Below are 21,968 nucleotides of genomic sequence, written 5' to 3'. Positions count from 1 at the left end.
CCCAAAGGGGAGAGGGCCGGAGTGAGTGGATCAGACCGCACCATGCTTACCAGCTGTAATTCACCGTCGCCGTCACCGTCCGGCCAATCCCGTAGAAGCACGCCGTATCGCTTGCGCACGACGCCACATACTTCGTGTCTGCCACGTTATTGACGTTGAACTGCACGTTTGCCCCTTTCAGGCTGCGGTTCATCTCGCCCAGGTCGTAGCGCAGCATCGCGTCATACAGATCCACCGATGGCACCTTAAAGGTGTTCTTCGCATCGCCGTAGCTGGTGCCGATGTAGCGCATCCCCACGCCAGCGGTCAGGCTCTTCAGCGCCCCGCCCGGAACGGTATAGCTGGCGAATGCCGATGCCATATGCGCCGGAATGCGCGCAGGCGTTTTGCCTTCAGTTCCCGCCACCGTGGTGCTTTCGGTTTTTGAATCGGTGTAAGTGTAGGAGCCAATCAGGTTGATGTTATCCATCAGCGTGGCGTGGATTTCCGCTTCGGCGCCTTTCGAACGCACCTTGCCCGCATTTTCGAACCAGCCTTCAGCGCTGTTATAGGTCGCGACGTTGTCCTGAGTTAAATCGTACAGCGCCAGGGTCATCAGCGTGGTGTCGACCGGCTGATATTTCAGGCCAATCTCGGTCTGCTCCCCGGTAGTCGGCCTGAATGGCGCGACGCCCGGCGCACGGTTGGTTTGCAGGTTCGGTTCAAACGAGGTGCTGTAGCTGACGTACGGCGACAGGCCAGAATCAAACGCGTACAGCAGGCCAGTGCGCCAGGTAAATTTGCTGTCGTTCTGCTGGGTTAAGCTGTTGTCGGTGAAGTCGTTGGTACGCACTTCGCTCCAGTCGTAGCGCCCGGAAACCAGCCACTCCCAGTTGTTCCAGCTCATCTGATCCTGAAGATACAGACCTATCTGGTCGAGATTTTGCTGCTCGTCGGACGCCGTTTTGAAGGTGCTTTCATCCACGTTCACGCCGTAAACCGGGTTTGTCCAGTCGAGGTCATACTGTGAGCCGCTCCCGCGCGCCAGCAGCTGTTTATCCTTACTGGTCTTGTAATCAAACCCGCCGAGCAGGGTGTGGCTGACGCTTCCGGTCTCCAGCAGATATTCCAGCTGGTTATCAAGGCCAAATTCGTTGGTCGTGCGCTCTTCATGCTGGGCGCGACGGGTCAACACCGTGCTGTTGGCCGCGCTGTTGGCGTAAACCAGATAACGATATTTCTGCTTGATGGTGGCGTAACGGGCGTTCTGGCGGAAGGTGAGGTTGTCGGCGAACTGGTGTTCCAGCTCGTAGCCAATCATCGTCTGCTCGCGCCAGGACTGATTGTAATTCGGATCGCTGACGTTAAAGTTGCGCGGGATGTACTTCCCGTCGACGCTTTTCACCGTGCCGTAGGCGGGCAGGAAGTTGCGGTATCCGGCATCCGGATCTTTCTGGTAGCTGGTCAGCAGCGTAAAGCGGGTCTGATCGTTCGGGTACCAGGTGATCGCCGGGGCGATCGCCATCCGCGTCTCTTTATAATCGTCCACCTGATTATGCTGCGTACGGGCGATGCCGTTCACGCGATACAGCACGCCGCCGTCGTCGCTCAGCCTGCCGCCGAAATCAAACGCACCTTCGGCGAGATCGTGATTGCCGGTGCGGAACTGCACGTTGTGAATGGCCTCCGCCGTCGGGCGCTTGCTGGTCATGCTGATTAATCCGCCCGGATTCACCTGTCCAAACAGCACCGACGCCGGGCCGCGCACTAGCTCCACGCGCTCAAGCAGCCACGGGTCAACTGTGCCCGTCTGTGAGGAAGCCGTTGCGCCAAAGCTTAAGCCGTCGAGGAATTTCGGCACATAGCTAAAGCCGCGCACAAACACCTCGTCGTTACGGTTAGACGAGCCCCGATACTCGGTAAACACGCCCGCCGAGTAGCGCAGCGCCTGCGAAACGGAGGTGACGTCCTGCATGTTCATCTGATCGCGGGTGATCACCGATACCGACTGCGGCGTCTTCACGATCTCCGCGCTGGTCTTGGTGGCGGAGAGCGTTTTCGTCGCCACAATGCTTTTTACGGGCGCAGTGGGCTCTTCACTCACGCCCTGCGTTACCGTAATCGTTTCTTCTTTCGTTTCTGCCTGAGCCGCGACGCTGGTCGTCGCCAGACTCAGCAGCCAGAGCTGCATTATCTTATTATTTTTAAACATTTTTATTGAACGTCCTTGGTTGCTATCGCCATAAAAACACCGGTAAATCGCCGTTGATGATATTGCAAATTATTACCATTTGCATTAGCGTTGTTAACAAATTTCGTTGGGGAACAAGCGGTAATGAAGAGGGTATGGAGTGGGTTGCTGTTGGGGATCGGCGCGCTGCCCGCCGTGGCGGCAACGTGCGAGCAATCGTCCCGGCAGGGCGATATTCAGGGAAAGTTTGATGCCAGCGGCGAAGTCTGCTTCTCCCTGCCTGAATTGGGTGAAAATTACGTTTCCGCCACGCTGCATGGCGTGACGGATGCGCGCCTGCTGGACGGACAAAACCGCCGCATTCGCACGCTGGTCGAAAACGGTCCTGCCGACGGGGAACACACGCTGCTGTTTGCTCTGCCGGTGAAACAGAACACCTCGCTGGTGCTACACGGCGAAGCCGGCAAGCCGTGGCGTTTTCAGTGGCGAATGAAAGAGACCTCTCCGTTACCACGCGTGCAGATGCTGGTGCCAGAAAGCCCGACGCTGAAGGCGCTGGCAAACGACATTTCTGCCGGTGGAAGTACCGAGGCGTTCTGGCAGGCGCAGCGTCGACAGGGAACGCCGATGGTTGAGCCGGTAGATGCGAGCCATAAGCGCGTGACCTTTCTGTGGCGCGGCGCGCGGGATAACGTCTTCATTCTCGGCTCGCCGGCGGGGGATCACGATCCGCTGTTCCGCCTGGGCAACAGCGACGTCTGGTTCCGCAGCTACGTGGTCCCCGCTGATACGGTGATGCAGTACAAGCTCGCCCCCGATGTGCCGATCGTTGAAGGCTCTGCCCGCGATCAACGCCGCGCCATCCTGGTGAGCGCGCAGGCCGATCCGCTTAACCCGAATACCTTCGGGGAGCAGAAGACCGATCGCTGGAATCGCTATTCTCTGCTCGATCTCAGCCCGGCGCGCTACTGCTCCGTTCGGGCTACGGCACAGCCGCTGGTACACGGGACGTTGAGCCGCCAGAGGCTGAGCAGCAACATCCTCGGCAATGCCCGCGACGTGATGATCTACCAACCGCGCGGCGCACAGCCTGCACGCTGGACGCTCATCCTCTTCGACGGACAGGTTTATCAGGACGAATACCATTTTGCCAACGTGCTGGACGGTCTGATTGCCCGGCATCACCTGCCACCGATTAACGTGGTGTTTATCGACAGCCTCGATCACGCCCGTCGCGGCAACGAGCTGCCGCCGAACCCGGATTTTGCTGACTTTATGGCGCACGAACTGCTGCCGTGGCTGCGGGGGAAGGGCATTGGCATGCAGCGGCAGAAAACCGTACTGGCAGGATCAAGCTATGGGGGAATTGCCTCTTCATGGGTAGCGCTGCGCTATCCGCGCCTGTTTGGCAACGTGCTGAGCCTTTCCGGTTCTTACTGGTGGGCGCCAGAAGGTGACGCCCCCGGCTGGCTGACGCGTCAGTACCAACAGTCTCCACCGTATCCGGTGCGTTTCTGGTTACAGGCCGGGAAGTTTGAAACCACGGGGCCGGGCGGCGGTATCTATCGCACCACGCAGGATTTTGAACAGGTGCTGAGGAATAAAGGCTACCGCGTCAGCTTCCACCCCTCATCCAGCGGCCACGACTACGCGGCCTGGTGTGAAGCGCTAATCCACGGGATGCGCGATCTCACTGGCTTACGACGCCAGTGAAAACCAGCGGCGCCAGATGAAACGCAGGATAAAGAATTCGATGGCGCCGAGCACCAAAAACCACAGACAGAACAGAATGGTGTACAGCTGATTCAGATCGACCATATGAAAGGTCTGAACCAGCTTCTGCGCCAGCACCAGACCCAGCGACGGCGCAGGTAATAGCAGGCAGGAGAGCAGGGCCATCAGCAAAATGCCCCCTGCGGTGAGCAGCGATTCTAACGGGTGTTTCATCGTAATGTTAATCGTCAGTTAAAAATGTCATTGTCCGGCATCCTGAAACGTAAAGCAATATCATGCCCACTGGCAAAATTGGGTGAAAGGCCACCGTTATTCTGAGAATTAATAACAGAAAATAGATAATATTTCCGCGGCGATTAAATTAATATCGCGTTATGTAAATAAACGTCTTTCTCACGAAAATAATTTTACAAAGCTATAGGTGCTATATCCAATTAACGTCGCAATAACAATGGCTGCGACAATGTATAACGCCAGGCGCCGTCCGCGATAAATACCAAACATGCTTCCTCCTCGTTTAGTGTTGGTTTAGAAATATTTTGTAAAAATCAACGCGTCGAAATAATTTTAATCAGTTTTGAATAACCGGGTAGTCAATATATTGCGGTAGATCAATTTAACCCGCAAGATTTAAAAATGAATTATTTAAAGCCAGAAAGGAATTCCGGCTTCCGTCCACCGGATATTGAAGGAAAAATACCATGACCAAAAAAAATTTCTCGCAGAATATGCCACCCGCAGGCGGGCAGGCGTACCAGCAGACCGTAGAGCAGGTGCTTGCTCAGGCGCAGAGCCAGGCTAATGGCCTGGACCGCGCCGAGGCGCAGGCACGTTTGCAGAAACATGGCCCGAACGCGCTGCCGGAGAAAAAAGGCAAGCCGGGCTGGCTGCGTTTTCTCGCGCATTTTAACGATGTCCTGATTTACGTCCTGCTGGCGGCCGCCGTATTAACGGCAGTCATGGGACACTGGGTTGATACGCTGGTTATTCTGGGCGTGGCGGTAATCAATGCCTTAATTGGCCACATTCAGGAAAGTAACGCGGAAAAATCCCTGAAGAGTATTCGCAATATGCTCTCCAGCGAGGCGCGCGTTATTCGTAACGGCAACCATGAAACTATCCCGACGACGGAAATCGTCCCGGGCGATATTATTGTGTTGCGCGCAGGTGATCGTATTCCGGCGGATATGCGTTTAATCGAAGCGCATAATTTACGTGTGGAAGAGGCAATTCTGACCGGTGAATCCACCGTGGTGGATAAACACACGAACCCGCTGAACGGCGAATTACCGCTGGGCGACCGCACGAACCTGGTCTTTTCCGGTACGACGGTCAGCGCGGGCGGCGGCGTGGGCGTGGTCATTGCCACGGGCCAGGAGACCGAACTCGGCCACATCAACCAGATGATGGCGGGCATTGAAAAACACCGCACCCCGCTGCTGGTGCAGATGGACAAGCTGGGTAAAGCGATCTTCGCCATCATTCTGGCGATGATGGCCGCGCTGTTTGTCTTCAGCCTGGTGTTCCGCGAGATCCCGATGGGCGAGCTGCTGCTCTCCCTGATTAGCCTGGCGGTAGCCTCCGTGCCGGAAGGTCTGCCGGCGATTATCTCCATTATACTCTCCCTGGGCGTGCAGGCGATGGCGCGCAAGCGGGCGATTATCCGCAAGCTGCCGACGGTTGAAACCCTGGGCGCGATGACCGTGGTCTGCTCGGATAAAACCGGCACCCTGACCATGAACGAGATGACGGTGAAAGCCATCATCACCGCCGACACCTGCTATCGCGTGGACGGAAACAGCTACGAGCCGGTGGGCAACATCTACCTCGAAGGCAGCGACGAGCCGGTGCAGATCCAGCCGGGCACCGTGCTGGAGCAGTACCTGCGCACCATCGACCTGTGTAACGACAGCCAGCTGATTCAGGACGAGCGCGGGCTGTGGGGCATCACCGGCGGCCCGACCGAGGGCGCGCTGAAGGTGCTGGCGGCGAAAGCGCACCTCGCGCCGGTCGAGACCACCTTGGTCAACAAGATCCCGTTCGACTCGCAGTACAAGTACATGAGCACCCACTACCAGATTGGCGGTGAAGAGCAGATTTTGATCACCGGCGCGCCGGACGTGATTTTCGCCCTGTGTGAGCAGCAGCAGACCCGCAACGGTGCGCAAGCCTTTGACCGCGCGTACTGGGAAACGGAGATGGAGCGCTATGCGCGTCAGGGGCTGCGCATGGTCGCCGCGGCGTTCAAGCCAGCGAACGGCGAGCAGGCATTAACTCACGACGACCTGAGCCACGGCCTGATTTTCCTCGGCATTGCCGGGATGATGGATCCGCCGCGTCCGGAAGCGATTGAGGCGATTAACGCCTGCCAGCAGGCGGGGATCCGCGTGAAGATGATCACCGGGGATCACCCGCAGACGGCGATGAGCATCGGCCAGATGCTGGGGATCACCAACAGCGAGCAGGCGGTTACCGGCTACCAGCTGGAGAAGATGGACGACGCCGAGCTGGCGGAAGCGGCGGTGAAGTATGACATCTTCGCCCGTACCAGCCCGGAGCATAAGCTGCGCCTGGTGAAAGCGTTGCAGGACAAAGGCGAAATCGTCGGCATGACCGGTGACGGCGTGAACGATGCCCCGGCGCTGCGCCAGGCGGACGTGGGTATCGCGATGGGCATCAAAGGCACGGAAGTGACCAAAGAGGCGGCGGATATGGTCCTGACGGACGATAACTTCGCCACCATCGCCAGCGCGGTGAAAGAGGGGCGTCGCGTTTACGACAACCTGAAGAAGACCATCCTGTTCATCATGCCGACCAACCTGGCGCAGGGGCTATTGATTGTGATTGCGCTGCTGGCGGGGAACATCATTCCGCTGACGCCGGTGCTGATCCTGTGGATGAACATGGCGACCTCCGCCACGCTCTCCTTCGGTCTGGCCTTCGAGGCCGCCGAGCGCAACATTATGCGCCGCCCGCCGCGTCAGACCGGGCAGCACGTGATGGACGCCTACGCCGTCTGGCGCGTGGCCTTTGTCGGCACCATGATTGCCATTGCCGCCTTTGCGCTGGAAGCCTGGCTGGCCCCGCGCGGCCACAGCGCGGAGTTCATCCGCACCGTGCTGTTGCAGATGCTGGTCTGCGCCCAGTGGGTATACATGATTAACTGCCGCAACACCGACGGGTTCTCCCTGAACCGCGGCCTGCTGGCGAACAAAGGGATCTGGCTGGTAACGGGCGTGCTGTTCCTGCTCCAGGCGGCGATCATCTACCTGCCGTTTATGCAGATGCTGTTCGGCACCGAAGCGCTGCCGCTGCGCTACTGGTTCGTGACGCTGGCGGTGGCGGGGGTGATGTTCTTCGTCGTCGAAATCGAGAAGCGACTGACCCGCAGGTTCCGTAAGGCTGCATAACCTTTTGCCCTCACCCTAACCCTCTCCCACGGGGAGAGGGAACTCTGACCTCCCTCTCCCCGTGGGAGAGGGCCGGGGTGAGGGCAACAACCCTGAGGTACTCCCATGAAATTCCCACTCCTGTTCGCACTCCTCGCCTGCACCCTGCCACCCGCATTCGCCGCCGCCATTCCCGTGCGTGTCGCCACCGTGGAGCAGACCGCCCACGCCGCCGAGCGTCAGATCCCGGGCCGCATTGAAGCCATTCACACCGTTGAGCTGCGCGGGCGTACGGAAGGCGTGATAACGAAAATCCACTTCCGCGACGGGCAGTACGTGAAAAAAGGCGACGTGTTGTTCGAACTGGACGACGCCGAGCCGCGCGCCGCCCTGCGTCTGGCGCAGGCCGAAGTGAGAAGCGCCGAAGCCACGCTGCGTCAGGCGCAGCAGCAGCTGTCCCGCTTCGAAAGCCTGGGCAGCAGTAACGCCATCAGCCGCCACGACGTGGACAACGCCCGCATGCAGCGCGACGTAGCGAGCGCCGCGCTGGAGCAGGCGAAAGCCCGGCTCGAGACCCGCAGCGTCACCCTCGACTACACGCGCATTACCTCACCGATTGACGGACGCGTGGGGCACAGCAACTTTCACGTCGGCAGTCTGGTGAATCCTGCCAGCGGTGTGCTGGTGGAGGTGGTGCAGCTCGATCCCATCCGCATCGCCTTTGCGCTGGAAGAGGGCACGTTTGCCACTAAAGCCGGACAGCATGCGGATATCAGCGCCATGAAGCAGGCCTGGCAGGCGCTGATTGACAGCAACGGCCAGCGCATCAGCGGTGAACTCACCTCCGTGGACAACCGCATCGACCCGCGCACCGCCAGCGTGATGCTGCGCGCCGAGTTCGCCAACCCGCGCCATCAGCTGCTGCCCGGCGGCAACGTGAACGTCTACCTGCGTCCGGTAAGCGAGCAACCGGTGCTGACCCTGCCCGCCGCTGCCGTACAGCAGAATGGCGACGGGTTCTTTGCCTGGGTGGTTAACGCCGATGGCAAAGCCGAAATGCGTCCGCTGAAGGTCGCCGGGCAGATCGGCCAGCAGTTCCGGATTGCCTCCGGCGTGAAGCCCGGTGAGCGAGCGATTACTGACGGTGCGCAGCGCGTGCAGCCAGGCGTTGCCGTCCAGATACTGAATTAAGGAGCCATCATGCTGACGTTTTTCATCAAACGCCCGCGCTTTGCGATGGTGATTGCGCTGGTTATCACCCTGCTGGGGGCCATCGCGCTGAAGATTATTCCGGTGGAGCAGTACCCGCAGATCACCCCGCCGGTCGTGAATGTGTCAGCGTCTTGGCCGGGCGCCAGCTCGGCTGACGTGGCGGAGGCCATCGCCACGCCGCTGGAAACGCAGCTGAACGGCGTGGATCACATGCTCTATATGGAGTCCACCAGTTCGGACGAAGGCACGTACAGCCTGAACATCACCTTTGCGGCGGGCACCGACCCGGATCTCGCCGCCATCGACGTGCAGAACCGCGTGGCGCAGGCCGTGGCGCAGCTGCCGACCGAGGCACAGCAAAACGGCGTGCAGGTACGCAAGCGCGCCACCAGCCTGATGATGGGGGTAAGCCTTTACTCACCGAACAACACCCACACGCCGCTGTTCGTCAGCAACTACGCCAGCACCCAGGTGCGCGAGGCGTTGTCGCGTCTGCCGGGCGTCGGGCAGGTACAGATGTTTGGCGCACGGGACTACAGCATGCGCATCTGGCTGCGTCCGGACCGCATGAACGCCCTGAACGTGACCAGCGATGACGTGGCGCAGGCGCTGCGCGAGCAGAACGTGCAGGGGGCGGCAGGCCAGGTCGGTACACCGCCGGTGTTTAACGGCCAGCAGCAGACGCTGACCATTAACGGGCTGGGGCGCTTAAACCAGGCCGACGACTTTGCCAACATCATTATCCGCGCCGGGGAGATGGGTCAGCTGGTGCGCCTGAAGGACGTCGCCACCATCGAGCTTGGCTCGCGCAGCTACAGCTCTGGCGCGCAGCTGAACGGGCACGACTCCGCCTACCTCGGCATCTACCCGACGCCGTCCGCTAACGCCCTGCGCGTGGCCGATGCGGTGCGCGCGGAGCTGGAACGGTTATCCACGCGCTTCCCGGACGATCTGGTCTATGAAGTCAAATTCGACACCACCTCGTTTGTGGCCGCCACCATCAAAGAGATTGGCGTCTCGCTGGCGCTGACGATGCTGGCGGTGGTGGTCGTGGTGTCCCTGTTCCTGCAAAGCTGGCGCGCGACGCTGATTGTTGCCCTTGCCATTCCGGTGTCGCTGGTGGGCACCTTCGCGGTGCTCTATACGCTCGGCTACTCCGCCAATACGCTGAGCCTGTTCGCTATCATTCTGGCGCTGACCATGGTGGTGGATGACGCCATCGTGGTGGTGGAGAGCGTCGAAACGCTGATGGCGGAAGGGCAGAGCCGTACGGCGGCGACCGCGCTGGCGCTGCGCCAGATCGCCGGGCCAGTGATTGCCACCACGCTGGTGCTGCTGGCGGTGTTTGTGCCGGTGGCGCTCCTGCCGGGGATAGTGGGCGAATTGTACCGCCAGTTCGCGGTGACGCTCTCGACTGCCGTGACGCTCTCAAGCCTGGTGGCGTTGACTCTTACGCCCGCGCTCTGCGCGATGCTGCTGCGCCCGCGTCCGGCTCAGCCCGCCGCCGTTTTCCGTGGGTTCAACCGCGGGCTGGACGCCACGCGCACGCTTTACACCCGGATCGTGAGCGTGTTCAACCTCCGTCCGTGGCTGGCGCTGCTGGCCACCGCAGGCGCGACGGCGGTGGTGGTATTCAGCTTCATGTCGATGCCAAAGGGCTTCCTGCCCCAGGAGGATCAGGGCTACTTCTTCGCCAGCGTCCAGCTGCCGGAGGCAGCCTCGCTGGAGCGCACCGAAGCGGTGATGACCACCGCGCGCGAGCTGATCGCTAAAAACCCGGCGGTAGAAGACGTGATTCAGGTTTCAGGGTTTAACATCCTCAACGGCACCAGCGCATCGAACGGCGGGTTTATCTCCATCATGCTCAAAGACTGGGGCGAGCGCCCGCCGCTGGATGAGGTGATGGGCACCCTTCAGCGCCAGCTGCTGGCCCTGCCGGAAGCCACCATCATGACCTTTGCGCCGCCGACGCTGCCGGGGCTGGGCAACGCCTCCGGCTTCGACCTGCGCATTCAGGCGCAGGCGGGGCAAAGCCCGGCGGAGCTGGAGCGCGTGACGCGTGAGGTGCTGGCGAAAGCCAACCAGCACCCGCAGCTAAGCCGCGTGTTCACCACCTGGAGCAGCAACGTGCCGCAGATGACGCTTACCGTTGACCGCGAGCGCGCGGCCCGCCTCGACGTGCCGGTGTCACGCATCTTCAGCAGCCTGCAAACCGCCTTTGGCGGCACGCGCGCCGGGGATTTCAGCGTCAACAACCGCGTCTACCACGTGGTGATGCAGAACGAGATGCAGTGGCGCGAGCGCGCGGAGCAAATCAGCGACCTGTTCGTGCGCAGCAACAGCGGCGAGCGGGTGCGTCTGAGCAACCTCGTCACCATCACGCCGACCGTCGGCGCACCATTCATTCAGCAGTACAACCAGTTCCCGTCGGTATCGGTGAGCGGCTCGGCAACGGAAGGAGTGAGTAGCAGCACCGCAATGGCGGCGATGGGCGAGATTCTGGCGGAAAACCTGCCAGCCGGGTACGACTACGCCTGGAGCGGCATGTCGTATCAGGAGCAGCAGACCGGCAATCAGGCGATATGGATTGTGCTGGCGGCGGTGGTGATGGCGTGGCTGTTCCTCGTCGCCCAGTATGAGAGCTGGACGCTCCCGGCGAGCGTGATGCTCTCGGTGCTGTTCGCCATCGGCGGGGCGCTGGTCTGGCTGTGGCTGGCGGGCTACGCCAACGATGTGTATGTGCAGATTGGTCTGGTGCTACTGATAGCCCTCGCCGCCAAGAACGCAATTCTTATCGTGGAGTTTGCCCGCGCCCGGCGCATGGACGGAATGGCGATTGTCGATGCCGCACGGGAGGGGGCCTCGCGCCGCTTCCGCGCGGTAATGATGACCGCCGTGTCGTTCATTATCGGCGTCCTGCCGATGATGCTGGCGACCGGGGCGGGCGCCCAGAGCCGCCGCATCATCGGCACTACGGTGTTCAGCGGCATGCTGGTGGCGACCGTGGTGGGGATAGTGTTCATCCCGGCGCTGTTCGTGCTGTTCCAGCGCCTGCGCGAGTGGGGCCACGGCCTTACGGACTCGTCGCCCACAGCTCACAGTGCTTCTGCACCAGAGAAATCAGCGAGCCGCCATCGGCAATAAAGTCCCGCATGCGCTGCGCCTCGCTCTTGCCCTGCTTTAACAGCAGGGCAATCTCATTGATTGCGCTTGTCGCGCCGAGCTTCTCGGCCGACGGCGCAACCTGCTCCAGCAGCCAGGCGATATCTTCCGCCACGGTTTTGTGCTCGCCGGTATGCACGTCCGTCAGAATGCCATCCAGCCCGTAGCGACAGGCCTGAAAACGGTTAAAACGATACAGCAGAAAATCTCGTTCCTGATGCTTATAGGGCCGCGCGGTCAGCAGCCAGTGCGACGTCGCCTGAATAAGCCCGGCGATGTTAATGGCATGGCCGAGCGTCAGCGGCGTATCCATCACCCGCACCTCGACGGTGCCGAAGTGCGGGCTGGGGCGGATGTCCCAGTGCAGATCCTTAATGCTGTCGATCATGCTGGTGGAACTCAGGCGGCGGAACAGCCCCTCGAACTCCTGCCAGCTGTTGACCCACGGCATCTGGCCGTTATCCGGGAAGCCCGAGAAGATGTTGAGACGCGATGAGGCGAACTTCGTGTCCGTGCCCTGCATATACGGTGATGCGGCGGCCAGGGCGATAAAGTGCGGCACAAAGCGCGACAGGCCGTGCAGCAGGTAAATGGCGTCGTCCCCGGTCCGACAGCCGACGTGTACGTGCTGGCCGAACACCGTCGCCTGCAAAATCAGGTAGCCAAAGCGCTCCAGCGTGACGTTATAGCGCTCGTCGTCGCACACTTCCTGCCGCTGCCATTTCTGGAACGGATGCGTCCCACCGCCGCAGATCTGGATATGCTGATCTTCCGCCGCCCGCAGGATACTCTGCTGCATCACTGAAAACTGCGCCGCTGCCTGGTCGATGGTCTGGCACACGCCGGTGGCGATTTCGAGCATGCTTTCGGTGATGTCGTGTTTGACTTCGCCCCCTTTGATGTCGTCTTTGACGGCGGCGATGAGGGCAGAGGAGTCCTGGCTCAGATCGTAACCCGGCGGGTTAACCACCTGGAGTTCGAGCTCAATGCCGAGGGTATAAGGTTCAGAGGATTTGAAGTCGGGTAAGGGCATGGCGCACTCCGTTGTCTGTTATGTGTTGAGTATAGACAATGGGCGTGGCGCGCTCTTTCCAGGGTGGTATAACTGATAGCAGGCTTAGCAAAAGGGGAGTGATCCATGTCTGACTATCCAACCATTGCGCTGACAGGACCCGGTGCGATTGGGACCACCATCGCCGCGGTGCTGCATGAAGCGGGCCGCACGCCGCTGCTGTGTGGTCGCACCGCGCATCCGGAACTGCGCCTGCGTCACGATGAGGGTGAAATTGTGGTGCCCGGTCCGGTACTCACCGATCCCAGCGTCATTACGCGCCCCGTTGACCTCGTTTTTTTGGCGGTAAAAACGACGCAAAATGCCGACAGCGCCGGTTGGCTGCGCGCCCTGTGCGATGAAAACACCGTGGTCTGCGCGCTGCAAAACGGCGTGGAGCAGAAAGCCCAGCTCGCGCCTTTGGTCAATGGCGCAACGGTGCTGCCCTCGGTGGTCTGGTTCCCCGCTCAGCGCGAGCCGGACGCCTCCGTCTGGCTGCGGGCAAAACCGCGCCTGACGCTGCCGGACGTGCCGCAGGCGCAGCGGGTGGTGGAGGCGCTTCGCGGGACGCGCTGTGACGTTGAGCTCTCGACAGATTTCACTACCGTCGCCTGGCGCAAGCTGCTGCAAAACGCGGTTGCCGGGCTGATGGTGCTGGCCAATCGCCGCGCCGGGATGTTCAGGCGCGAGGATATCAGCGAACTGGCGCTGGCCTACCTGCGCGAGGGGCTGGCCGTCGCCCGCGCCGAGGGGGCGAAGCTGGCCGATGACGTGGCGCAGGAGATTCTGGCGAACTTTCAGCGCGCGCCAGTGGATTTGGGCACGTCGATCCTCGCCGACCGTCAGGCGGATCGCCCGATGGAGTGGGACATCCGCAACGGCGTGATCCAGCGCTATGGCCGCAGGCACGGGATTGCGGTGCCCATCAGCGATGTGGTGGTGCCGCTGCTGGCGGCGGGGAGTGAGGGGCCGGGCTAACGGCCACTGTTTTTCCGTTCGGCAAGGTAATGGGCGGCCGTGCTGCCCATCGCTTTTCTAAACAGGGTGATAAACGTATTCATGCCTGAGAGTGGCGGCGGGCCGATAGAGAGGAAGGGAGATGAATATGAATGTCCGCTCTGAGCCAGGAGCAGACATTCCTAATTTCAGTCCATGCTAATTAACGGGGGCACGTCAAGTCCCCGTGATTGAGTTATTGTTTGATGGCGTTTTCTATCCAAGTCGCCAAGTTGTTCTTGATATCGTTATAAGCGTCGTTAAAGCTAGGTTCATATACGAGCGGCTTAATGACTTGGTCGCCTCGCTTGAAGGTGAATTGGTCGAAAGGATTCGCCCCCTTTGTCCCGTAGCCGTTACGAGGACATTTCAGTCGATGGATATGAATGCCTACCACGGCCTTACCCTCTTGCCAGGCTCTTTGGATCTCGTACTTGATCCATGGACGATTCGCTGTTTGACTCCCGATCAGTACTACTAGGCAGGATTTGCCATTTAGACTCTGGTTAATCCAATTCTTCACTCCCTGCTCGGTTCGCTTAATTTGTTCCCAAGTATTAGGGCTGGCTGGTTCGTCACCCTCCAGTACCCCCATGTTGCGAATCTGCTGTACCCGCATAACATCGTTATCAAAGTGAAAGCTGTAAAAGACCTTACGTTTCATATCTAACCTCCTAGTTTCTTTAAAATTGTTAGAACCTTCTTTTCGATCTTTGCCCGGTCAGCAGAGAGATCCGCAAGCTGAGCCACTTCAGTTTCCAACCAAGGGTACTGGACAAAATGTTTACTTGGATCTGCCAACATCTCGTCTGCCAGTTCCTTGGCCATATACCCAGTGATGCCAAGCGGAAGCACGGCAACCCCAGTATTCTGAGCAATTTGAAACTCCTTTCGCACCCCACCGGCATTGACAATTTGACCATCATGGAGCTTATTCCCGAAAAGAAATATAGCGACTCCAGAAAGACCGATCATACGGTGTCGATACTCATCCCACAGCTCGCTCAGCGCTTTACCGTTTGATGGATGCTGCGGGAATGGCCGCATGATAAGTTGATCTTCGGAGTACTTGTCAGGCTTGGAATAGATGGCATCGAGAGCTCCGTTGATGACTGCACTGCCAATACCCCATCCAAATCCATTGACAACTCGATAACCAGCCTTCACCAAGGATGCCGAGAGAGAATGTACAAAGTTCAGCGCTTCCTGCTTGTCCCAAGTTCCATACTCTTCTGCGCTTCCGGAGATAAATATGGTCTTCTTGAGGAAGCGGCTCTCGATCTCTTTCAATATAACCGGAATGTCCTCGTACTCGTTAACTAGTACTGCCTGTATACCAAAGCGGAGCAAATCGCGAATATGATGCTCTTGACGACGCTGTCTATACATTGCGCTGGCTTCGTCTTCATTTCCTTGCGGCACAGAGGGTTCCTTGCGAAGGAAGCAGTAGTGTGTACGTCGATGCTTCTCCGGCACATGCAAGCGGCTCAGTATGTAATCAAGATTGGGATCAGTGAAACTGAAGCCAATAAATAAGAATGTTTTGGAAATTAGGTCTCCACTCAGTGCGGTTACAAAACCTTCGTGGGTCTTGTAGTACTGCTCATACTGCGCTTTGTAGAGTATGGCTGCGCCTGGCGAATCCACGTCACCATGCATTTTGTAAACGACAGCGTCCCGTTTAGGACGAGTGGTAATAAGGTCATCTGTCTTGCGCTTGATATCTGCGACGCGGTAGTTCTCTTTAAGACTATCCTCAATCAAAGTGTCATAGTTGGTTGTCCAATATGTTCTAATGGGAAGCCGTGCGAGAATTTTATGAGCTTCGGAAGGTTCCGCCTGCTCCGAAAATTCCTCCAAGATTTTCCTGGCTAAACCGGTTGAGCTGTTCTTCTTGTTGACGTGGTATTGCGCAACCGAAATTAAGTCGTGCTCTAGCTCAACAGAAAGACCCAGTTCTTCTGCAATTTCACGTAGCAGTTCGCTCCAATTAACGAAGCCGCTAGTCCTAGATAGGCCTGCACCGGCAAAAACGGCGGCGGCCCCTTCTTCGAGATCCTTCACATAAGTTCTTATGAAAGCTTCGACTTCAGCTGAAAACTGAACACTCATATTTTTAGACGATCCTATTAAAAGATAGACATCTAACATCGTACCCCAAACCAACTCTAGTCATTCGATAACACCACTTAAACGCAGTGCTATGGCATTTAAATGGATTCATTACGACTGAGATCATTGCCTATCGATATAGGTGGCATTGTTTGAATCAATATCCACTAATAATGTGTGGTCTTTGGGTGGTGTTTTCAAGTGCCCCCGATCTGATACAGGGTGGATATCGGAATAGATTGTCACGATTTCGTAGCTATTTTTCATTGTTGGTAGTTAAGTAATTACTTCCGCTGTTCGCTCTTAACGGACACACAATAAACAACGCTATTCTTTTAGTAAGGCCAAAGTCCTGCTTTTTACCCCGCAGAACTCCGGTCTCCCATCACCCGCCTCAGTGCGCCGTTATATAAGGCTCTTTCACAAACTCCGCCAACAGCCAGACCATATCATGCAACAGCCCGGTGAGCTCTTTCGCTACGCTCGCAGGTAATGTCCCACCCATTACCGCCAGCGTTAACGCTACGGCATAGTCCACCTGTAGCGCCGTTTCTTGCCAGCATTCCGGCACGCAGGAGGCGATCTTTTCCCCGGCAATGAGCCGTTCAACCAGATACGGCGGAAGTTCTGAGTCACAGCACTCGCGCAGCCGCTTCAGCGCAGCCAGCAGGCGCTCGCAAAGCGTGGTGAATGTCACTGTGTCGTCCGTTTCAACCAGCACGCTCACATACGCAGTGCAGGCGTCAGCCAGTTCAAAGAGATCCGCAGACTCAGGCAGTTGCAGGAGGAGAAGATGATGAACAGCACTTTCCTCAGAAAGCGCGTAAGACAGGGAAGGGATAGTTGTCATGTGATTTTCCTTTTTAAACATACTCCAGACCACCACATAAGTTCCTACGCTCATGGGTGGTAGCGCTGACGGAGGTAGGAATACCGCACATGACTAACGGCCAACCTTTCGGTTGCTCCGCCAGCGCGACCGTATTTTAACGGGATGAGCGCTGTCGCGACAAAAATAATTGCCATGTCATGTTATGCGGGTTCCTACGCCCGGTTACGGATGTGCCGCAACGCAGGCACTTTACGGCGGTGAAAAAAGGAAGGAAAGGGGATACCCCTGAATTACATAAGGTTGCTTGCAGGTTTGCGAGGCGGCTTCCAGAACGGCAATGCCGGGTGGCGGCTACGCCTGACCCGGCCTACAAAATCCAAAGCCCCAACAGCGACACGAACCGTAGGCCCGCGCAAGCGCAGCGCCGCCGGGCACAGCCGCACCGTCGTTACCCCTCGCTCATCATCGCCAGAAACCGCTTCACCGTCCGCGAACGCTCAAAGCGCCGCCAGCAGAGCGCGATATCGGTATAAAGCTCCGGCGAGCACAGCGCATGGTAGGTGACATTCGGCGGAGAAATAGCGGCCATCGATTTCGGTACCAGCGCGAACCCGCCGCCAGCGGAGACCATGCTCAGGGAAGAGGAAAGTTGTGAAGATTGCAGCGTGTGTTGCATATCGATTCCGGCCCGCTCGCAGCTGCCGTAAACGCGGTCATACAGCCCCGGCGCGACCTCCTGGGGGAACAGCACCACCGGCGTATTCCGCAGCTCATCCAGCGCCAGATCGCCACATGCCGCCAGAGGATGATCGCGATGTAGCGCCACCACCATCGGCTCCCGATCGAGGATTTTTAATTCGAACACCTTACTGCTCTCGCATGGCAGGCGCACAAAGGCGATATCCAGCTCACCCTCCGCCAGCATCGTCGTCAGCGACGACATATTGGCTTCCACCTGGTGAACCTGCACCGCCATGTTCTGCACCTGAAACTGACGTATCAGCGCAAAAATTTTGGGATGAAAAGCATCTGAACTGGTGATGCCAATCGACAGGCTGCCGTTCAGCCCGCGCGCGATGCCCCGGGCTTTTTCCAGCGCGGCATCGCTCAGCGCCAGGATCTTACAGGCGTCCTCATAGAAGGCTTCTCCCGCCTCGGTCAGCTCCACGCCCCGCGTCAGGCGCCTGAACAGCGGCGTGCCCACCTCCTCTTCGAGCCGTTTGATCTGCTGACTCAGAGGAGGCTGTGAAATACCCAGCGCTTTGGCCGCCCTGGTGAAGTGTCGCTCGCGTGCTACCGCGACAAAATAGCGCAGATAACGAAGTTCCATATCAAAAACGTCTCAAACCAGCATGGATTCTATATTGGAACTCTCTGCTGAATCGGGTCAACATTTATTTAACCTTTATAAATAAAGTTGAAGAGGACGGGCACGATGATGCATTCATCTGCATGCGACTGTGAGGCGAGTTTATGCGAGACCCTGCGCGGGTTCTCGGCTCAGCATCCTGACAGCGTGATCTATCAGACATCGCTAATGAGCGCCCTGCTAAGCGGCGTCTACGAAGGGGAGACGACCATCGCCGACCTGCTGGCACACGGTGATTTTGGTCTCGGTACCTTTAACGAGCTGGATGGCGAAATGATTGCCTTCAGCAGCCAGGTGTACCAGCTGCGTGCCGACGGCAGCGCCCGCGCCGCGAAGCCGGAGCAAAAAACGCCGTTCGCGGTGATGACCTGGTTCCAGCCGCAGTACCGCAAAACCTTCGACGGGCCGGTCAGCCGTCAGCAGATCCACGACGTGATCGACCAGCAAATCCCCTCCGATAACCTGTTCTGCGCGCTGCGCATCGACGGCAATTTCCGCCACGCGCACACCCGCACCGTACCGCGCCAGACGCCGCCGTACCGGGCGATGACCGACGTGCTGGACGACCAGCCGGTGTTCCGCTTCAACCAGCGCGAGGGCGTGCTGGTGGGGTTCCGCACCCCGCAGCATATGCAGGGCATTAACGTGGCGGGCTATCACGAGCATTTCATCACCGACGACCGTCAGGGCGGTGGGCATCTGCTGGACTACCAGCTGGAGAACGGCGTGCTCACCTTCGGTGAAATTCACAAGCTGATGATTGACCTGCCCGCCGACAGCGCGTTTTTACAGGCCAACCTGCACCCCAGCAATCTTGATGCGGCTATCCGCGCCGTCGAAAACTAACAGGAGAACTACCGTGAACAGTGAGAAACAGTCACGTCAGTGGGCGCACGGCGCCGATATGGTTGTCGGCCAGCTGGAAGCGCAGGGCGTGAAGCAGGTATTCGGCATACCGGGCGCGAAGATCGACAAGGTCTTTGACTCCCTGCTGGACTCCTCCATCGAGATTATCCCGGTGCGTCACGAGGCGAACGCGGCGTTTATGGCGGCAGCGGTAGGACGGTTAACCGGCAAGGCCGGGGTCGCGCTGGTCACCTCCGGGCCGGGCTGCTCCAACCTGATCACCGGCATCGCCACCGCCAACAGCGAAGGTGACCCGGTGGTGGCGCTGGGCGGGGCGGTGAAACGGGCGGATAAAGCCAAGCTGGTGCACCAGAGCATGGATACCGTCGCCATGTTCAGCCCGGTGACCAAATACGCCGTGGAGGTCAATTCGCCGGAGGCGATTGCCGAGGTGGTGTCGAACGCGTTTCGCGCTGCCGAGCAGGGCAGGCCGGGCGGGGCGTTTGTCAGCCTGCCGCAGGATATTGTCGACCAGCCCACCACGGGGGCGATTTTACCCGCCAGTGGCCCGGCGCTGATGGGCCCGGCTCCCGAATCGGCCATTAACGACGTGGCGAAGCTCATCGACAAAGCTAAAAACCCGGTCATCTTACTCGGCCTGATGGCCAGCCAGCCTGCCAACAGCGCCGCGCTGCATAAGCTGCTGGAGAGAAGCCGTATTCCGGTCACCAGCACCTATCAGGCCGCCGGGGCGGTGAATCAGGAACACTTCACCCGCTTCGCCGGTCGCGTCGGCCTGTTTAACAACCAGGCGGGCGATCGGCTGCTGCATCTGGCAGACCTGATCATCTGTATCGGTTACAGCCCGGTGGAATACGAGCCGTCCATGTGGAACAGCGGCGACGCGACGCTGGTGCACATTGACGTGCTGCCCGCCTATGAGGAGCGCAAATATGTTCCCGATCTGGAACTGGTCGGGGATATTGCCGTCACGCTGAATCTGCTTGCCAGCCGAATCGAGCACAAACTTGAACTCAGCCAGCGCGCCTCGGAAATTCTTGTCGATCGCCAGCATCAGCGGGACCTCCTCGACCGTCGCGGCGCATCGCTTAACCAGTTTGCCCTGCATCCGCTGCGCATCGTGCGCGCCATGCAGGACATCGTGAACAACGACGTGACGCTCACCGTCGACATGGGCAGCTTCCATATCTGGATCGCCCGCTACCTTTACAGCTTCCGGGCGCGTCAGGTGATGATCTCCAACGGTCAGCAGACCATGGGCGTGGCGCTGCCGTGGGCGATTGGCGCGTGGCTGGTCAACCCGGGGCGCAAGGTGGTCTCGGTCTCCGGGGACGGCGGCTTTTTGCAGTCGAGCATGGAGCTGGAAACTGCCGTGCGCCTCAACGCCAACGTGCTGCACATCATCTGGGTGGATAACGCCTACAACATGGTGGCCATCCAGGAGGAGAAAAAATACCAGAGGCTTTCCGGCGTCGAGTTCGGCCCGGTCGATTTCAAAGCCTATGCCGACGCGTTCGGTGCAAAAGGCTTTGCCGTCGAGAGCGCCGATGCGCTCGAACCGACGCTGCGTGCGGCAATGGATGTCGATGGCCCGGCCGTGGTGGCCATTCCCGTCGACTACAGCGATAACCCGCTGCTGATGGGCCAGCTCCATCTCAGCCAGATTTTGTGAATCAATATAAGGACAGAGAAATGCAAAAAGTGGCTCTCGTAACCGGCTCCGGCCAGGGGATTGGCAAAGCGATCGCGCTTCGCCTGGTGAAGGACGGCTTTGCCGTTGCTATTGCGGATTACAACGAAGAGACGGCGAAAGCGGTCGCGGATGAGATCACCCGTAACGGCGGGAAGGCCGTCGCCGTGAAGGTGGACGTCTCTGACCGCGAGCAGGTGTTCGCGGCGGTGGAAAAAGCCCGCACCGCGCTGGGCGGTTTTAACGTCATCGTCAATAACGCCGGGGTGGCGCCGTCCACGCCCATCGAATCCATCACGCCGGAAATTGTCGACAAGGTTTACAACATCAACGTGAAAGGGGTGATCTGGGGCATTCAGGCCGCGATTGACGCCTTTCGTAAAGAGGGGCACGGCGGCAAGATCATCAACGCCTGCTCCCAGGCGGGCCATACCGGTAACCCGGAGCTGGCGGTCTACAGCTCCAGCAAGTTCGCGGTGCGTGGCTTAACCCAGACCGCTGCGCGGGATCTCGCGCCGCTGGGGATCACCGTTAACGCCTACTGCCCGGGGATCGTCAAAACGCCGATGTGGGCGGAAATCGACCGTCAGGTCTCCGAGGCGGCGGGTAAACCGCTCGGCTACGGGACAGAAACCTTTGCCAAACGCATCACGCTTGGCCGTCTGTCCGAGCCGGAAGATGTCGCCGCCTGCGTCTCATACCTGGCCGGGCCGGATTCCGACTACATGACCGGTCAGTCGCTGCTGATTGATGGTGGGATGGTGTTCAACTAAATTCTAATAAGCTCTGACATGAACTTTCCCCTGCTCCCGTGCAGGGGCTTTTTTTTGTCTCCTCAGCCATTGTGCATTACACTGCGCGCTGCAAAACTTTAGTCTTGAGATCTGACAGGCGGTAACAGCGATGAACGGTACAATCACAACGTGGTTTAAAGATAAAGGCTTTGGATTTATCAAAGATGAAAACGGCGACAACCGCTATTTTCATGTGATTAAGGTCGCCAACCCTGATCTGATTAAGAAAGATGCGGCGGTGACCTTCGAGCCAACCACCAACAGCAAAGGCCTTTCCGCGTATGCGGTGAAGGTGATCCCGGAGAGTAAGCATCTTTATATTGCGGGCGAGCGCGTGAAGCTCACCTCGATCAAATCCTTCGTGGTATTCAGCGAGGAAGAGCCCGTTGAGACCAAAATTGACAAAGAGAATGCGGTGCTGTCGGTGGGGCTGCTGATGAACAGCATTAAACCAAAAACCGAGAAAAAGCCGGGCGAAATGCGCACGGTGAAGAAGCTGGCGATCACTACCTTCCAGAACACGACGCTGATCTTCACTGAAGATGAGATCGACATTGATGCCACGGTGAAGCTGCTGAAGTGATTTTTTG

17 protein-coding genes are annotated in these 21,968 nt (G+C 58.7%); 9 read left to right on the top strand and 8 right to left on the bottom strand.

What is annotated here, in order from left to right:
• Positions 1 to 46: 46 nt before the first annotated feature.
• Positions 47 to 2,191, bottom strand: coding sequence for a TonB-dependent siderophore receptor (locus RHN82_RS03990; protein WP_047052870.1), 2,145 nt, complete (start codon positions 2,189 to 2,191; stop codon positions 47 to 49).
• A 123-nt stretch (positions 2,192 to 2,314) separates the two neighbouring features.
• Here RHN82_RS03990 and RHN82_RS03985 point away from each other — a divergent pair, with 123 nt between their 5' ends.
• Positions 2,315 to 3,883 (top strand): alpha/beta hydrolase-fold protein, encoded by a 1,569-nt coding sequence (locus tag RHN82_RS03985; RefSeq protein ID WP_047052872.1) that lies wholly within the window; start codon positions 2,315 to 2,317, stop codon positions 3,881 to 3,883.
• On the opposite strand, the gene RHN82_RS03980 is transcribed toward RHN82_RS03985, so the two are convergent.
• On the bottom strand, positions 3,869 to 4,117 hold the full coding sequence (locus RHN82_RS03980; RefSeq protein ID WP_003858875.1) for a DUF1158 domain-containing protein: 249 nt from the start codon (positions 4,115 to 4,117) through the stop codon (positions 3,869 to 3,871). The two genes, RHN82_RS03985 and RHN82_RS03980, sit on opposite strands and share 15 nt — an antisense overlap.
• 488 nt (positions 4,118 to 4,605) lie before the next feature.
• On the opposite strand from RHN82_RS03980, the gene RHN82_RS03975 reads away from it, so the two are divergent.
• From RHN82_RS03975 to RHN82_RS03965, 3 genes are all read left to right on the top strand, one after another.
• The gene (locus RHN82_RS03975; protein ID WP_047052874.1) at positions 4,606 to 7,314 is read left to right on the top strand and encodes a cation-transporting P-type ATPase; all 2,709 of its coding nucleotides are present in this window, start codon (positions 4,606 to 4,608) and stop codon (positions 7,312 to 7,314) included.
• 105 nt (positions 7,315 to 7,419) lie between these two features.
• Positions 7,420 to 8,484, top strand: a complete 1,065-nt coding sequence (locus RHN82_RS03970; protein WP_310398868.1) for an efflux RND transporter periplasmic adaptor subunit — start codon at positions 7,420 to 7,422, stop codon at positions 8,482 to 8,484.
• Between the two features lie 9 nt (positions 8,485 to 8,493).
• Positions 8,494 to 11,649: an efflux RND transporter permease subunit gene (locus RHN82_RS03965; protein WP_047052878.1), complete on the top strand. Its 3,156-nt coding sequence runs from the start codon at positions 8,494 to 8,496 to the stop codon at positions 11,647 to 11,649.
• Here the strand turns inward: RHN82_RS03965 and RHN82_RS03960 are convergent.
• Positions 11,579 to 12,700, bottom strand: a complete 1,122-nt coding sequence (locus RHN82_RS03960) for a YbdK family carboxylate-amine ligase (protein ID WP_032652893.1) — start codon at positions 12,698 to 12,700, stop codon at positions 11,579 to 11,581. The two genes, RHN82_RS03965 and RHN82_RS03960, sit on opposite strands and share 71 nt — an antisense overlap.
• Positions 12,701 to 12,805: 105 nt before the next feature.
• On the opposite strand from RHN82_RS03960, the gene RHN82_RS03955 reads away from it, so the two are divergent.
• Positions 12,806 to 13,696 (top strand): oxidoreductase, encoded by an 891-nt coding sequence (locus RHN82_RS03955; RefSeq protein ID WP_047052882.1) that lies wholly within the window; start codon positions 12,806 to 12,808, stop codon positions 13,694 to 13,696.
• 214 nt (positions 13,697 to 13,910) lie between these two features.
• Here RHN82_RS03955 and RHN82_RS03950 read toward each other — a convergent pair whose 3' ends face one another.
• The 5 genes from RHN82_RS03950 to RHN82_RS03930 form a co-directional block, all read right to left on the bottom strand.
• On the bottom strand, positions 13,911 to 14,378 hold the full coding sequence (locus RHN82_RS03950; protein ID WP_047052884.1) for a TIR domain-containing protein: 468 nt from the start codon (positions 14,376 to 14,378) through the stop codon (positions 13,911 to 13,913).
• 2 nt (positions 14,379 to 14,380) lie between these two features.
• A complete protein-coding gene (locus tag RHN82_RS03945) occupies positions 14,381 to 15,865 on the bottom strand; it encodes an SIR2 family protein (RefSeq protein ID WP_227788390.1) in 1,485 nt (494 codons plus the stop codon).
• A 355-nt stretch (positions 15,866 to 16,220) separates the two neighbouring features.
• The gene (locus RHN82_RS03940; RefSeq protein WP_047052886.1) at positions 16,221 to 16,676 is read right to left on the bottom strand and encodes a hypothetical protein; all 456 of its coding nucleotides are present in this window, start codon (positions 16,674 to 16,676) and stop codon (positions 16,221 to 16,223) included.
• Positions 16,677 to 16,689: 13 nt separating this feature from the next.
• Positions 16,690 to 16,800, bottom strand: a complete 111-nt coding sequence (locus RHN82_RS03935) for a hypothetical protein (protein WP_108454329.1) — start codon at positions 16,798 to 16,800, stop codon at positions 16,690 to 16,692.
• Positions 16,801 to 17,106: 306 nt separating this feature from the next.
• Positions 17,107 to 17,988: a LysR family transcriptional regulator gene (locus RHN82_RS03930; RefSeq protein WP_047052888.1), complete on the bottom strand. Its 882-nt coding sequence runs from the start codon at positions 17,986 to 17,988 to the stop codon at positions 17,107 to 17,109.
• A 105-nt stretch (positions 17,989 to 18,093) separates the two neighbouring features.
• On the opposite strand from RHN82_RS03930, the gene budA reads away from it, so the two are divergent.
• From budA to RHN82_RS03910, 4 genes are all read left to right on the top strand, one after another.
• The gene (gene budA / locus RHN82_RS03925; RefSeq protein ID WP_003858848.1) at positions 18,094 to 18,873 is read left to right on the top strand and encodes an acetolactate decarboxylase; all 780 of its coding nucleotides are present in this window, start codon (positions 18,094 to 18,096) and stop codon (positions 18,871 to 18,873) included.
• 13 nt (positions 18,874 to 18,886) lie between these two features.
• Positions 18,887 to 20,566, top strand: coding sequence for an acetolactate synthase AlsS (gene alsS, locus RHN82_RS03920; RefSeq protein ID WP_047052891.1), 1,680 nt, complete (start codon positions 18,887 to 18,889; stop codon positions 20,564 to 20,566).
• Between the two features lie 20 nt (positions 20,567 to 20,586).
• A complete protein-coding gene (locus RHN82_RS03915) occupies positions 20,587 to 21,357 on the top strand; it encodes a (S)-acetoin forming diacetyl reductase (protein WP_003858846.1) in 771 nt (256 codons plus the stop codon).
• 130 nt (positions 21,358 to 21,487) lie between these two features.
• Entirely contained in the window at positions 21,488 to 21,961 is a 474-nt protein-coding gene (locus RHN82_RS03910; protein ID WP_015571193.1) for a cold-shock protein, read from the top strand.
• The last annotated feature ends 7 nt before the right edge of the window (positions 21,962 to 21,968 follow it).

The organism is Enterobacter cloacae complex sp. EB5, assembly GCF_031432835.1.
GTDB lineage: Bacteria > Pseudomonadota > Gammaproteobacteria > Enterobacterales > Enterobacteriaceae > Enterobacter > Enterobacter hormaechei_C.
Note: the sequence above shows the minus strand (reverse complement) of the source record. Positions and strands in the feature narration are given on the sequence as shown.